Genomic DNA, 13,297 nt, shown 5'->3' with positions numbered 1-13,297 from the left:
GCCGGGAAGCATTCGCGAATTGCGTCCCGGCCGTCATCGTGGTCGAGTAGAACCATGACTGAACAGACGGATGCCCCGGACAACGGACCCTTGAACGACCTCGAGGCGAAGCTCGCCTTGGCCGACCAGCCGGACGCGAACCCCGTGGACGTCATCCTCGCTTTCCTGAACAACGAGGTCTACCTCGTCAGCTCGGAAGCGGTGGACGGACCTGACTCCTCGGTTGAGCCGTTGGTGCTCTCGAACGCCGACGGACAACCCGTTCTTGCAGTGTTCAGCCACCCCAGCCGCGTTGACGACCGCTTCCTCGAGGCCGCACCGCACGTCCTGGGCACCATGGGTTCAGCCATCCTTGGAAACATCGGTGATGAGCTCGGCATGGTCATCAACCCGGGAAGCGAATTCGGCTTCGAAATCGACCCTGAGGGCATCGCGAATATCCGCCGCGACTTCAAGCGGGCGGACGAGGCAGCAGATCAGGCGGAATAGAAGTAAGCCAGGCAGCTGGCTTCCTTCGCGTCGGCGAAACGTCACCGCCAAGTTGCTTACCGGGCTTCAAATCGGTGAATAATGGCAGAATGCGTCTTGGCGTTCTCGACATCGGGTCCAATACCGTCCACCTTCTGCTGGTGGACGCCCACCCCGGCGCGCGCCCGGTAGCCTTCGCCTCCCACAAGCGTCCGCTGTCACTGGTGCAATACCTCGACGGTGATGGCAACATCAACGACGCCGGCCAGCATGAGCTCATCGAGTTCGTCCTGGAGGCCTGGGAGTTCGCGGCCAGCCACAAAGCGGAGGACCTCCTGGCCTTCTGTACCTCGGCCATACGGGAGGCAACCAACGGGCCCGAGGTCCTGGCCAGGGTCAAGCACGAAACCACTGTGACCCTCCAGGAACTAACAGGCAGCGAAGAAGCCTCCATGACGTTCTTCGCCGTGCGCCGTTGGTATGGCTGGGGCGCCGGGCCGATCCTGGACCTGGACATCGGAGGCGGCTCCTTCGAAATGGCTTACGGCACAGACGAGCTCCCGGAGTTCGCCACCTCGGTCCCTCTGGGTGCCAGCCGGTTGACGCGGGACTGGCTCCACGACGACCCTCCCAGCGCCAAAAGCGTCAAGGAACTCCGGCGCTACATCCGCTCCACCTTGAAGCCCGTTGTCCGCAACTTCCACGAACTCGGCCGCGCTAATCTTGTGGCCGGCACATCCAAGACCTTCCGTTCACTGGCCCGCATTGCCGGCGCTGCCCCCAGCGCCGCCGGACCCTACGTGAAGCGCGAGCTCCATGCGGCGGACCTGGGCTTGTGGGCGCAACGGATTTCGGCCATGACGGTGGAAGACAGGCTGTACCTCCCAGGTGTCTCGGATGCCCGGGCGCGCCAGCTGTTGGCTGGTGCCCTGGTCGCTGAAGCGGCGCTGGAACTTTTCGAATTCCCCACCATGGAGATCTGTCCGTGGGCACTGCGGGAAGGCTTGATCCTGCGCCGGCTGGACCAATTGGTTTTTGAGGAAGCCCTCGACCCCGCACCCCACGTGGGGAAAAGGAAGAAGGACAAATCAAAAAAGAAAGCGGCCAAGGAAGACGGCCGAAGCGCCGAATATGAAGATTCCCACCCGGATGTGAAAGAGTTTCCGGTCCCGGTAAATACCCCTGCCCCTTCCCCCATTCCAGCCCCCGCGGCAGGCGGGCTGGCCTCCTGAGATGAGCAACGACGTCGAACCTGAAGTGAATGACCGCCAGATCCCAGTGGCGCTGTCCAGCGCCTCCGTCTATCCCCTGAGTGTCCATGACGCTTTCGCCGTCGCCCAGGACCTGGGCTACGAGGGCGTTGAAGTGATGGTCACCAACAACGCCGTGAGCCAGGACCCCGCTGCCCTGATCCAGCTCAGCCACCGCTACAACCAGGAGATCGTCTCCATCCACGCACCCACCCTGCTGTTGACCCAGCAGGTGTGGGGCACGGCGTGGAACAAGATCGAGAAATCCTGCCAGATGGCCGCTGAAGTGGGTTGCGATACCGTGGTGGTCCATCCGCCTTTCCGCTGGCAGTCCAACTACGCGGAGAACTTCGTTGAAGGCGTCCGTGAGATCGCGACGACCTACCAGGTCCGCATCGCCGTCGAGAACATGTATCCGTGGCGCGTGCGGGGCCGGGAAGCGGTGGCTTACCTGCCGCACTGGGATCCGCTGGGACAGGATTACGACGACGTCACGTGGGACTTCTCGCACGCCGCCACTGCGGGAGCCAACAGCCTGGAGGCCATCAAGGCCCTGGGAAGCAAACTCAGGCACGTCCACCTGACGGACGGCTCGGGATCGGGCAAGGACGAACACTTGGTTCCTGGCACGGGAACCCAACAGTGCGCGGATGCCCTGCAGCACTTGGCAGCCACCGGCTTCGACGGCGTTGTGGTGGCAGAGATTTCCACCCGCAAGGCGAAGGTGGCGGGGGAGCGGGAGGAGATGCTCGCCGAAACCCTGCGTTTCGCCCGGCAGCACCTCACGATCCCGGCGAACGCGGAGCGTGGCTAGGCATTAATTTCCCGGGTTGTTCGCTTGGCCTGCCGTTCCACGGCGGGCCAAGCGAACAGTTCAGGGCTGCCTGTCGGCGCCTGAACAGGCTCTTAAATGCGAAAGCACCGGCGGCCGAATCGGGAAATGGGGGAAAACCCGCCCGGCCACCGGTGCTGCTGGCGGACATCCCCATGCCCGCCTCATCACTCGCACCCTCAATGAGGTAACTACTAAGTTACGGACCAAGCATGGGTACTGCCTGCAATAACCTTGGGAACAAGCTGTGAATCCGGAACCCATTCGACCCTGTCCGAGGTCTGCTGCAATGATGGAGCCATGAGCAACCGAATCGCTTTCCTTGGCTGTGGATCCATGAACGAGGCAATCATGGGGGGTCTGCTCGCAGCGGGCGCGGATCCCTCCGACATCGTGGCAACGGTTCGCCGGCCGGAGCGCGCCGATGAACTTGCCCAGCGGCACGGCGTCATGGCGATCGCCGGCGAAGAAGAACCGGACAACAACAAGCTGGCCACCAAAGGTTCCGGGATGGTCATCCTCGGAGTGAAGCCAGTGGGCATTGCGGATCTTGCCCGGGAAATCAGCCCGTCATTGTCGAAGGACACCATTGTGGTGAGCGTCGCTGCAGCCGTTTCCATCGCGCAGCTTGAGGCGGCGCTGCCGGAAGGCCAGCCGGTGATCCGTACGATGCCCAACACCCCTGCCAGGCTGGGCCGCGGCGTCGTGTCTGTTTCGCCTGGAACGCACTGCACGCCGGAACAGCTGGAGAAGGTCAAAACGGCGTTGGCCGGTGCCGGCAAGGTGGTTGAGGTTCCCGAAGAGCAGGTGGACGCGTTGTCGGCCATCAGTGGCTCGGGCCCGGCCTACGCGTTCTATTTGGCTGAAGCAATGGCTGCTGCGGGCGTGGAGCTTGGCCTGGACGAAGAACTCTCCCTGATGCTGGCACGCGAGACGGTGGCCGGTGCAGGTTTCATGCTGGCCGAACCGGGGGCGGACCCGCGTGCGCTCCGCATCGCCGTCACGAGCCCCAACGGCACGACTGAACGCGCCATCATGGCATTTGACGACGGCGGGATCCCCAGGATCATTGCCGACGGCGCCAGGGCTGCAGCGGCCCGCGCAGCGGAGATCACCAAGCAGCTCGGCTAGTTCCCTACGGCAAACGCCCTCCCGCGAGCGGCGGAAGGGCGTTTGCTGTACCAGAAAATCAGTGGCTACGGGCGGGCGGCGAACCGCTCCAGCAGGTCTACGTGTCCGGACACGATCAACATGTCGTGGCCGGACACTTTGGTTTCCGGCCGGGCGTAGGTGAAGTCTTCGCCGGGGGTTTTCACGCCGACAATCGTCACACCGTATTTGGAACGGACCTTGGACTCTTCCAGCGTGAAGCCAACCGTTTCCTTGGGCGGGTACATCTTGACGATTGCGTAGTCGTCGTCGAACTCGATGAAGTCCAGCATCCTGCCCGATACCAGGTGGGCGGCGCGCACGCCGGCGTCGGCCTCCGGGTAGATCACGTGGTTGGCGCCGATGCGGGTGAGGATCTTGCCGTGCGAGGGGGTGATGGCCTTGACCCAGAGGTGCTGGATGCCGAGGTCCACGAGGTTCACGGTGATGAGCACGGACGATTCAATGGAGGTGCCCACGCCCACTACGGCGGAGCTGAACTCCTGGGCACCCAATTGGCGGAGGGCATCGATGTTGGTGGCATCGGCCTCCACAACGTGCGTCAGCACAGGGGCCCACTTTTGAACCAGCGTGCGGTCGCGCTCGATGGCCAAAACTTCGCGGCCCTGCTTCACCAATTGCTCGGCTGTGGCAGAGCCGAACCGGCCCAGGCCAATGACCAGCACTGGGGCATTGTGTGCGGGGCGGTTGGCAGCCCCCGTGGTGTTAGCCAATGATTGGCCTCTCTTCCGGGTAGTGGAACAGCTGGCTGCGCTGGCGCAGGGCCAGGCCGGCTGCAAGGGTTACTGTGCCGACGCGTCCGGCGAACATCAGCGCTGTCAGTACATAAACTCCCGACGGCGGCAGCTCGGCACTGAGGTTGGTGCTGAGTCCCACGGTGGCGAAGGCGGAGATGGATTCGAAAAGCACCCGGTCCAGCGACGCTCCGCTGATGGAGAGCAACAAGAATGCTGCCACGGATACCAAGGTGGCGCCAGCAACGATCACCGAAATGGCCACACGCATGGTGCCTTGGGGAATGGTACGACCGTAGACCTTCACATCGGCGTCACCGCGGGCTTCGGCCATGATGGCAAGGAACATGACGGCAATGGTGGTCACTTTGATGCCACCTGCTGTGGAGGCGGACCCGCCGCCGGCAAACATGAGTGCGTCGGTGAGGAGCATGGTGGTGGATTCCATGTGGTTCTGGTCCACCAGGTTGAAGCCGCCCGAACGCGTCATTACGGATGCAAAGAGCGAATGCGTGATCTTGTCGCCGAGGTCCATGTTCGCGATGGTCCGCACGTTGTCCCACTCCATCATGGCCCAGAGCACTGTGCCGGCGACGAGCAGGATAAAGGAAACCTGGATGGTGAGCTTGGTGTGGAGGTTCCATTTCTTCCAGTTGAGCCCGTTCTGCTGCAGCACCATCACTACCGGGAAGCCCAGGCTGCCGAGGAAGACCCCGAGCATCAGGGGCACAAGTATCCAGAGGTCGGTTTCGTAGGGCACGATGCCGTCCGAGTGGGGCGTGAAACCGGCGTTGTTGAAAGAAGAGATCGAGTAGAAAACCCCGTGCCACACCGCTTGCCAGAAGTCTTCGCCGAGCACTATGAAGCGCGGAATCAGGGCCAGCGCAAGGGCCCCTTCGATGACCACCGAGGTCACGATCACGATTCGGAGCAGGGTACCCACTTCACCGAGGCGGCCTGCATTGTTCATGGCTTCCTGTGCGATGAGCTTGCCGCGCACACCGAGCCGCTTGCTGACCATGAGGGCCAGGAGGGAGGCCAGCGTGAGGGTGCCCAAGCCTCCAACGAAGATGCCGACCAGGATGACGAGCTGGCCGAAAAACGTCCAATGCGTGGCTGTGGAAACCACAGTCAACCCGGTGACGCAGACACTCGATACGGCAGTGAACAGAGCCTGGTGCAGTGGCGTCACCACCCCTTCCGTCGAGGCCGCGGGAAGGGACAGCAATCCAGTGAAGAACAGGATGACGACGGCGAACACCGTCAGTGCCAAACGCGCCGGTGAGGTGTTGGCAATGTTGTCGATGAAGTCACGCACGCGCGTGAAGATCCAGAGACCTTCGCGTTCCTGCTGAATGGGTTGCCAGTTGCTCGGGCTCGTTGACCGCGACTGGCTGTGGGACATGGCGTTCTTCCTTGGTTGAAACAAGCTTTCCTGAGTAGTAAACCACTATTCGCGCGCGTAACCGGGCGTTGAGGCGTTCCAGCCTCAGGTAGCCTGTTCTGGATGAACTCCAGGCTTGGAACAGCTGCTTCCAGCATTACGCGGTCCGCACTGCCAACGACGGTGGTGTGGGATCCAGCCATGACTGCCTACAATTTTGGTCCGGGCCATCCCATGGCTCCGCAGCGGCTGGAACTGACAGCCCGCCTCGCAGAATCGTTGGGACTCTTCGGACACCATCATGTGGCGGTGGAGGCACCCAACGTCGCGACCGACGTCGAACTTCTTTCTGTCCACAGCCCCGGATATGTGGCGGCGGTGCGCCGCGTCAGCGAAGACCCGTCCACTCCGGAGGAAGACCGTGGCCTGGGCACCGAAGACGACCCCGCCTTTGCAGGAATGCATGAAGCCAGCGCACGCCTGGCCGGAGGATCGCTTCTGGCGGCTGACACCATCCTTTCCGGCCGCGCTGTGCGGGCCGTGAACTTCAGCGGCGGCATGCACCACGCCGCCCGGGAGCGGGCCAGCGGATTCTGCGTTTACAACGATGTCGCCATGGCCATCCAGCGGCTGCTCGACGGCGGTGTGCAGCGCGTGGTGAGCATCGACGTCGACGCCCACCACGGGGACGGCACGCAGGGTATTTTCTGGAACGACCCCCGCGTCATGACCATCAGTCTCCACGAAACAGGCCTCACGCTGTTCCCCGGAACGGGTTTCGCCAACGAAATCGGTGGGCCGGACGCGAGCGGAACTGCAGTCAACGTTGCGCTTCCGACGTTCACTGGGGACGCCGCCTGGTTGCGGGCTTTCCATGCTGTGGTTCCGCAGCTGGTGGGAGCCTTCCAACCTGAGGTGATCGTGAGCCAGCACGGCTGCGACTCGCATCGGAACGATCCCCTGACGCACCTCAACCTGAGTATCGACGGACAGCGCGAGGCCGCTTCCGCCGTCGCGAGCCTTGCTGCCCGCTATTGCGACAACCGTTGGATCGCCACCGGGGGAGGCGGCTACGACGTCACCGGCGTTGTGCCGCGCGCGTGGAGCCACCTGATCGGCATGGTGACGCAGCGCCCTGTGCCGCTCAGCACCCCGGTGCCGGAAGCCTGGCGGACCTATGTGAAGGAAACGTACGGAGTGACGGCGCCGGAGTCGATGGGTGACGACGTTGACGTCTGGTGGCGCTCCTGGGAGGTTGGCTACGATCCCGCGGACGAGGTTGACCGGACGGTCATAGCGACCCGTAAGGAAATCTTCCCGCTGTATGGATTGGATCCGTGGTTCGACTAAGGCGCGGTTCGTGGGGTCCTTAAGCTAGGGCTCGGTCCTTTCCGTTTGGAAGACCACTCCCGCTGCGCCGATGAGCCAGCCCAGCAGGGACAGGGCGAAAGCACCGATCAGATCCGTGGATGCCTGTCCTTTGAACAACCAGACCACCAGGACCAGCATCCCCATGGTCATGTAGACCATGATGGCGAAAATCACCCGGCCAGAGAGTTTCATGGCCACCTCTGACGGGCGGATCACGGGATTCGGGTCGCCGGCCTTCTGGTTCCCGCTCTTGACTTCGGCGATGGTGAAACCCAAGGCCGACGCCGTCAGGGAACTCAGCGAGGTCGCCAGGACTCCCGCCGCGGTCACCAGGGCGCCGTTGAGTTCGGGGGCTTTGGCGCCGCCGGTGGGCACCCAGGTCCCGACCCGCAGCAGCACAGTAGTCCACACGAGGACGAACAAAGCGAGGAAGACTGCGGCGATGATGTTGAAGATGTGCCGCCGAAAAAAGTCACTCATTGCCACTCACCCCGCGCTCTGGGCGGCCGGGGCCCTGGGAGCCCGGACGGGCCGTGACTCTGTTGTAGCACCAGCCATGGGGAGGGTCAACGAACTGCCGCCGCATCACAACGAAACCCGCCGCATCACAAAGAAACAGGGATGCCAATCGGCGTATATGTCGCTAGGGTGTAAGGCATGGTGACTGACGACGTATTTGCCGTCATAGCTGAGGCAACCAGGCGCGACATCCTGGTCTCCCTCCGCTCTGGGGATAAAGCAGTAGGCGAACTGGTGGAGGAACTGGCTGCGAGCCAGCCCACTATCTCCAAGCATCTGAAGGTGCTCCGCGAGGCCGATCTCGTCAGCATGCGCGCCCAGGGCCAGAAGCGCTTCTACGCGCTCAATCCCAAGCCGCTGGCCGGCGTCGCCAATTGGCTCGAAACGTTCGACGTCGGTCCCTCGGTTCCCGCCGCCGTCGCGCCTGCCGCTGCGCCGGCTGCCGTCGAGCCTGCAGCCGCCCCGGTTGAGACGCCGACCCTTCCCGAGGCAATCAACCAGGCCGCGAAGGTCCACGCAAGCGGCACGCCCGTCTCACTCGATCCGGCGTCCGACGATACCGTTCCCCAGCAAATCGGCCGGACCGTGGGCCGGGCCGCCACCAAGGCTGCTGACCTGTTGGCCAATCTGCCGAATCTGCCCAACCTCCCCAAGTTCGGCCGCAAACGCTGAGAAGCCTCCAGCTAACGTGATCCTCGTCACATTGTGAGTTCTTGTTAACCTTCCGGTTCCTTGATTTATCGGTGATTTTCTACGGTTGTGTTAACTCCATCCGGAGGGTCACATTGGCTCCGGATGGAGATCCTATGTCCTCGGGTGCAACCATGGGCGGGACTGATTCGTCCCGCCGCTGGCCGGCGCACCGAGGTTAGGAAGACGCATGGATTCAAGGCTCGAAGCCGTCCGCGACACTGTTTTGGCGAGGAACCCGGGGGAGAAGGAATTCCACCAGGCCGTCAGTGAGGTCTTCGAAAGCCTTGGCCCGGTGCACGACCGTCATCCCGAGTTCCTGGAGGGTGCCGTCCTGGAACGCCTGTGCGAACCCGAACGCCAGATCATCTTCCGCGTCCCGTGGACCGACGACGCCGGACGCGTCCACGTGAACCGCGGCTTCCGGGTGGAGTTCAACTCCGCGCTCGGACCCTACAAAGGTGGACTCCGCTTCCACCCTTCCGTGTATCTGGGCATCGTCAAGTTCCTCGGTTTCGAGCAGATCTTCAAGAACGCCCTCACGGGCATGCCGATCGGCGGCGGCAAAGGCGGCTCGGACTTCGATCCCCGCGGACGTTCCGACGCCGAAATCATGCGCTTCTGCCAGTCCTTCATGACCGAGCTGTACCGTCACATCGGCGAGTACACCGATGTTCCGGCCGGCGATATCGGCGTGGGTGGCCGCGAAATCGGCTTCCTCTTTGGCCAGTACAAGCGGATCACCAACCGCTACGAATCGGGCGTCCTCACGGGTAAGGGCATTTCCTGGGGTGGTTCCCTGGTCCGTCCCGAAGCCACCGGGTATGGCACCGTGATTTTCGCCCAGGAGATGCTCAAGACCAAGGGCCAGTCCTTTGACGGCCAGCGTGTGGTGGTCTCCGGGTCGGGCAATGTCGCCATTCACGCCATCGCCAAGGCGCAGTCCCTCGGTGCCACGGTGGTGGCCTGCTCCGATTCGGCCGGCTACATCGTGGACGAGGCGGGGATCGACGTCGCGCTGTTGAGCCAGATCAAGGAGGTCGAGCGCGGGCGCCTCACCGATTACGCTGCCCGGCGGCCGGGTGCCAGCCACGTTGCCGGCGGTTCCGTATGGGATGTGAACGGTACTGTCGCGCTGCCGTGCGCCACCCAGAATGAACTCGACGGCGAGGCCGCAGCCAAGCTGGTCAGCAATGGACTGATCGCCGTGGCCGAGGGCGCCAACATGCCCTCCACGCGTTCGGCCGTATCCGTGTTCCAGGAAGCTGGGATCCTGTTCGGTCCGGGCAAGGCCGCCAACGCCGGCGGTGTTGCGACCTCCGCGCTGGAAATGCAGCAGAACGCCAGCCGTGACTCCTGGTCTTTCGAGCACACCGAGCAGCGCCTCACCGAGATCATGGTGGGTATCCATGACCGTTGCGCCGAGACTGCCGAGGAATACGGGGCGCCTGGAAACTACGTGGTGGGGGCCAATATCGGTGGCTTCGTCAAGGTGGCCGATGCGATGCTTGCGCAGGGCCTGATCTAGCCCCTCCCCAAATCCAAAAGCAGAGGCCGTTTTGAATATTCAAAACGGCCTCTACAGCTTTGTGCTCGGGTGTATGTGCTTGGCTGCGCTCAGCGCTGCAGGAGCCGCACGTGGTCCGGGTTCAGGTCCGAGACCTTGCTGACGCCCAGGAGTGCCATGGTCCGGGTCATGTCCTTCTCCAGGATCTGGATGGTCCGGTCCACGCCTTCACGGCCCCCGGCCATCAGGCCGTAAAGGTAGGCACGGCCGATCAGTGCGAAGTCGGCGCCCAGGGCCAAGGTGGCCACGATGTCGGCGCCGCTCATGATGCCGGTGTCCAGGATGATTTCGGCCTGGCTGTTGTCTGCCTTCAATGCCGAGGTGACGTCCGGGAGCAGGTGGAAGGGGATCGGCGCGCGGTCCAGTTGCCGTCCGCCGTGGTTGGACAGGATGATGCCGTCGGCGCCGTGGTCCACTACCTTACGGGCGTCTTCAACGGTCTGGATGCCCTTGACCACCAGCTTGCCCTTCCAGGTTTCACGGAGCCAGTCCAGGTCCTCATAGGTGAGGGTGGGGTCGAACATGGAGTTGATGAGGTCAGCAACCGTACCGGTGTAGCGCGAGAGGGACGCGAATGTGAGGGGTTCGTGCGTGAGGAAGTTGAACCACCACGCCGGACGGTACGACGCGTCCAGGACCGTTTTCACCGTCAGCGCCGGCGGGATGGTCATGCCGTTGCGGACATCGCGAAGGCGCGCCCCGGCCACAGCAGTGTCCACGGTGACCATGAGGGTGTCGTTTCCTGCCTTGGCGGCACGTTCGATCAGTTCGAGCGAGCGGTCGCGGTCGGTCCACAGGTAGAGCTGGAACCAGTTGCGGCCGTTCGGGGCAGCGGTGGCGACATCCTCGATGGAGGCGGTGCCCATGGTGGACAAGGTGTAGGGAATACCCGCGGCCTCAGCGGCCTGCGAGCCGGCGTATTCGCCCTCGGACTGCATCATGCGCGTGAACCCGGTGGGTGCGATGCCGAAGGGGAGGCGTGATTCCTTGCCGAGAATGTCCGTGCGGAGATCGATCCGCGATACGTCCCGGAGGATGCCTGGGCGGAACTCGATGTCTTGGAAAGCCTGGCGTGCCCGGCGCAGCGTGATTTCTTCTTCGGCGGCACCGTCGGTGTAGTCAAACGGAGCCTTCGGAGTGCGGCGCTTGGCGATGTCCCGCAATTCCCAGATGGTGCTGGCGCGCTTCAGCCGTGCGGTCTTGCTGAATTCCGGCTTCTTGAACTGCATCAGCGGGGCAAGGTCCGAGACTTTGGGGATGCGGCGCTTCAGTGCCGGAGGCTGCACGACGGCGGGTCGCGGCTGGGGCGGGCGGCTCACGTTTTCGTCGCTCCCGGCATTTGCGGGGGCGGCGGTGATCTTGGGATCGAGGGTGTCGGTCATGCGGTTCTCCCTTGAATTCTGTGGTCCTGCCACTGTGGTCTAACCACACTGTAATCCATGTGGTCGGACCACATCAACTAGTATTCCGTTATGCGTACCCACGAACTTGTCCTGCAATGGATCGAGAAGCAGCTCTCCGACGGCGACCTCACGCTCGGAGGGCGCCTGCCCGGCGAGCGGACCATGGCGGAGCAGCTGCAGGTGTCCCGGACTTCCGTCCGGGAAGCAGTCAGGATTCTCGAAGCAATGGGTGTGGTCCGCGCGGGCGTTGGTTCGGGGAAGGACGCCGGGACCGTGGTCATCGCGGAACCGGGCTCTGCGCTGGGATCCACCCTCCGGCTTCATGTGGCCACGCGCCATCTCCCCGTGGCCGATATCGTGGAGACGCGGGTCCTTCTGGAATCCTGGGCGGCGGAGCGTGCCAAGACGGGTGTTCCGGCGCTGGAGGAGGCCGCAGGTCTGCTGGATCAGATGGATTCCGAGCAGGATGTCGACGCGTTCCTGGCTCTCGACGCCCGCTTCCACGTTGCCCTCGCCGAGGCGGCGGGAAACGCCGTCGTCAGTGCGATGATGGCGTCGCTGCGGGGCGCGATCGAAAACTATGCGGGTGAGCTGACAGGGAACCTGCCCGACTGGAGTGCCACGTGCGCCAGGCTGAGGGCGGAACACCGGGCCATCCTCGCCGCGGTGAACAACAACGACGGCGGCACGGCGGCTGCGCTGGTGGCGGCCCACATCCAAGGCTTCTACAAAGAAGCCGGAGTGGGCTCGTCCCACGGGTCATAGAGCAACGCGGGGTCACTTATGGCCCATAGAAGCCCCCCGAAAGGGCCATAAGTGACCCCGCGTTGCTTTCTAAGCGGGCTTGAGGGCAGGGGCTGCGGTGCTCTTCCGGATCTCGACCCTGGGCGAGAATTCGTCCTGAGCCTGGACGGGGGCATCGCCGGCCTGCTGGATCTGTTCGCGCATCCTCCGCCAGGCCAGGCTCCCGAGTTCGTTGATGGGCACGGCCGCAGTCGTGAGCGGGGGTGTGGTGTATTTTGCGAACGGAATGTCATCGAAGCCGGTGACCGAAATGTCCTCCGGGACGCGGATTCCGCGCTCGTGCAAGCCACTGAGCAGGCCCATGGCGACGAGGTCGTTGAAGGCCAGGATGCCTGTGGCGCCGCTGGCGATGATGGCATCCGTGGATTCGTGGCCCGAATCGAAGTTCGAACCTCCCGGGAGCATCTGCAGTTCGATCTCCGGGTGCTCCTTCCGGAACTGGTCCAGACCCACCAGCCGCTGCCGGTTTGAAGCGCTGTGCTCGGGCCCGGAAAGGAATGCCAGCCTGCGGTGACCCAGGGATACCAGGTGCTGCGCCAGTTCCTGGATGCCCTGGCCATAGTCCACGCTCAGGCTCGGAGTGTTGGTGGCAATAGTGGTCCGGTTGATGAGTACCAGCGGGTGCAGGGTGGGTGCCAGTTCCTCAAGTTCGGCATCGCCCATGCGGGGCGCGCACAGGACAACGCCATCACAGCGCCGCCGGGCCTCCCCGGCCAGGATCGCTTCTTCGCTGGTGACTTCCGAAGAGTCGGCAATGAGGACACGGTACCCATCCTGGGCTGCTGCGATGCTGAGTCCGCGCAGGATGGCCTGGAAGGTGGGGTTCGCCAGGTCCGGGACCACAATGCCGATGGTGTCGGTTTTCCCGAGTGCCAGGCTTCGGCCCACGGGGTTGGGTTGGTACTTGAGCTCGGCCGCAGCCGCACGGACCCGCGCGGCGATGCCGGGGTCAACCGCGGCGTTACCGTTCATGACGCGTGAAACCGTGGCGTGCGAAACGCCGGCCTTCTCCGCGACGTCGGCAATCCCAACGCGCCTGTTGGTGTTCCTGCGTGCCATGTGGCCCCTTCCCTTTTGCCTGCCGCGCATGTGCTCCGTCGTTGGA

The 13,297-nt window shown here is 63.6% G+C and carries 13 protein-coding genes; 8 read left to right on the top strand and 5 right to left on the bottom strand.

Annotated elements, in window-relative coordinates:
• The first annotated feature begins 54 nt into the window (after nt 1-54).
• The 4 genes from PV760_RS02475 to proC all read left to right on the top strand — a co-directional run bounded on the left by PV760_RS02475 (nt 55) and on the right by proC (nt 3,681).
• Nucleotides 55-489: an SseB family protein gene (locus PV760_RS02475; protein WP_281444486.1), complete on the top strand. Its 435-nt coding sequence runs from the start codon at nt 55-57 to the stop codon at nt 487-489.
• Nucleotides 490-578: 89 nt separating this feature from the next.
• On the top strand, nt 579-1,700 hold the full coding sequence (locus PV760_RS02470; protein WP_018777015.1) for a Ppx/GppA phosphatase family protein: 1,122 nt from the start codon (nt 579-581) through the stop codon (nt 1,698-1,700).
• A 1-nt stretch (nt 1,701) separates the two neighbouring features.
• Nucleotides 1,702-2,532 carry a sugar phosphate isomerase/epimerase family protein gene (locus PV760_RS02465; RefSeq protein WP_018777014.1) on the top strand — a complete coding sequence of 277 codons (831 nt, stop codon included), beginning with the start codon at nt 1,702-1,704 and terminating at the stop codon, nt 2,530-2,532.
• Nucleotides 2,533-2,850: 318 nt separating this feature from the next.
• Nucleotides 2,851-3,681 (top strand): pyrroline-5-carboxylate reductase, encoded by an 831-nt coding sequence (gene proC / locus PV760_RS02460; protein ID WP_354627082.1) that lies wholly within the window; start codon nt 2,851-2,853, stop codon nt 3,679-3,681.
• Between the two features lie 65 nt (nt 3,682-3,746).
• Here proC and PV760_RS02455 read toward each other — a convergent pair whose 3' ends face one another.
• Both PV760_RS02455 and PV760_RS02450 read right to left on the bottom strand, forming a co-directional pair.
• Nucleotides 3,747-4,385: a potassium channel family protein gene (locus tag PV760_RS02455; RefSeq protein WP_011775951.1), complete on the bottom strand. Its 639-nt coding sequence runs from the start codon at nt 4,383-4,385 to the stop codon at nt 3,747-3,749.
• A gap of 40 nt (nt 4,386-4,425) precedes the next feature.
• Entirely contained in the window at nt 4,426-5,859 is a 1,434-nt protein-coding gene (locus tag PV760_RS02450) for a TrkH family potassium uptake protein (protein WP_018777012.1), read from the bottom strand.
• Between the two features lie 102 nt (nt 5,860-5,961).
• On the opposite strand from PV760_RS02450, the gene PV760_RS02445 reads away from it, so the two are divergent.
• A complete protein-coding gene (locus tag PV760_RS02445; RefSeq protein WP_354627081.1) occupies nt 5,962-7,188 on the top strand; it encodes an acetoin utilization protein AcuC in 1,227 nt (408 codons plus the stop codon).
• 24 nt (nt 7,189-7,212) lie between these two features.
• Here the strand turns inward: PV760_RS02445 and PV760_RS02440 are convergent, their stop codons facing one another.
• Nucleotides 7,213-7,689 (bottom strand): hypothetical protein, encoded by a 477-nt coding sequence (locus PV760_RS02440; protein ID WP_354627080.1) that lies wholly within the window; start codon nt 7,687-7,689, stop codon nt 7,213-7,215.
• Nucleotides 7,690-7,866: 177 nt separating this feature from the next.
• Here PV760_RS02440 and PV760_RS02435 point away from each other — a divergent pair, with 177 nt between their 5' ends.
• Together PV760_RS02435 and gdhA are read left to right on the top strand one after the other, a co-directional pair.
• Nucleotides 7,867-8,400 carry an ArsR/SmtB family transcription factor gene (locus PV760_RS02435; RefSeq protein WP_018777009.1) on the top strand — a complete coding sequence of 178 codons (534 nt, stop codon included), beginning with the start codon at nt 7,867-7,869 and terminating at the stop codon, nt 8,398-8,400.
• 208 nt (nt 8,401-8,608) lie between these two features.
• Entirely contained in the window at nt 8,609-9,946 is a 1,338-nt protein-coding gene (gdhA, locus tag PV760_RS02430) for an NADP-specific glutamate dehydrogenase (protein WP_079580957.1), read from the top strand.
• A gap of 89 nt (nt 9,947-10,035) precedes the next feature.
• Here gdhA and PV760_RS02425 read toward each other — a convergent pair whose 3' ends face one another.
• Complete coding sequence (locus tag PV760_RS02425) at nt 10,036-11,367, bottom strand: alpha-hydroxy acid oxidase (RefSeq protein ID WP_354627079.1); 1,332 nt, start codon at nt 11,365-11,367, stop codon at nt 10,036-10,038.
• A gap of 90 nt (nt 11,368-11,457) precedes the next feature.
• Between PV760_RS02425 and PV760_RS02420 the strand changes: the two genes are divergently transcribed.
• A complete protein-coding gene (locus tag PV760_RS02420; protein WP_110503688.1) occupies nt 11,458-12,153 on the top strand; it encodes a FadR/GntR family transcriptional regulator in 696 nt (231 codons plus the stop codon).
• 69 nt (nt 12,154-12,222) lie between these two features.
• Here the strand turns inward: PV760_RS02420 and PV760_RS02415 are convergent, their stop codons facing one another.
• Complete coding sequence (locus tag PV760_RS02415) at nt 12,223-13,251, bottom strand: LacI family DNA-binding transcriptional regulator (protein ID WP_039242795.1); 1,029 nt, start codon at nt 13,249-13,251, stop codon at nt 12,223-12,225.
• Between the last annotated feature and the right edge of the window lie 46 nt (nt 13,252-13,297).

This window comes from Paenarthrobacter sp. CC6, from assembly GCF_040560085.1.
In the GTDB taxonomy this organism is placed as follows: Bacteria; Actinomycetota; Actinomycetes; order Actinomycetales; family Micrococcaceae; genus Arthrobacter; species Arthrobacter nicotinovorans.
This window is presented reverse-complemented; position numbering and strand designations above follow the sequence as displayed.

Excerpts from the sequence above, each read along its gene's own strand:
- PV760_RS02475 (WP_281444486.1), top strand. The coding sequence starts at position 55 with ATGACTGAACAGACGGATGCCCCGGACAACGGACCCTTGAACGACCTC.
- PV760_RS02470 (WP_018777015.1), top strand. The coding sequence starts at position 579 with ATGCGTCTTGGCGTTCTCGACATCGGGTCCAATACCGTCCACCTTCTG.
- PV760_RS02465 (WP_018777014.1), top strand. The coding sequence starts at position 1,702 with ATGAGCAACGACGTCGAACCTGAAGTGAATGACCGCCAGATCCCAGTG.
- proC (WP_354627082.1), top strand. The coding sequence starts at position 2,851 with ATGAGCAACCGAATCGCTTTCCTTGGCTGTGGATCCATGAACGAGGCA.
- PV760_RS02450 (WP_018777012.1), bottom strand. The coding sequence starts at position 5,859 with ATGTCCCACAGCCAGTCGCGGTCAACGAGCCCGAGCAACTGGCAACCC.
- PV760_RS02445 (WP_354627081.1), top strand. The coding sequence starts at position 5,962 with ATGAACTCCAGGCTTGGAACAGCTGCTTCCAGCATTACGCGGTCCGCA.
- PV760_RS02440 (WP_354627080.1), bottom strand. The coding sequence starts at position 7,689 with ATGAGTGACTTTTTTCGGCGGCACATCTTCAACATCATCGCCGCAGTC.
- PV760_RS02435 (WP_018777009.1), top strand. The coding sequence starts at position 7,867 with ATGGTGACTGACGACGTATTTGCCGTCATAGCTGAGGCAACCAGGCGC.
- gdhA (WP_079580957.1), top strand. The coding sequence starts at position 8,609 with ATGGATTCAAGGCTCGAAGCCGTCCGCGACACTGTTTTGGCGAGGAAC.
- PV760_RS02425 (WP_354627079.1), bottom strand. The coding sequence starts at position 11,367 with ATGACCGACACCCTCGATCCCAAGATCACCGCCGCCCCCGCAAATGCC.
- PV760_RS02420 (WP_110503688.1), top strand. The coding sequence starts at position 11,458 with ATGCGTACCCACGAACTTGTCCTGCAATGGATCGAGAAGCAGCTCTCC.
- PV760_RS02415 (WP_039242795.1), bottom strand. The coding sequence starts at position 13,251 with ATGGCACGCAGGAACACCAACAGGCGCGTTGGGATTGCCGACGTCGCG.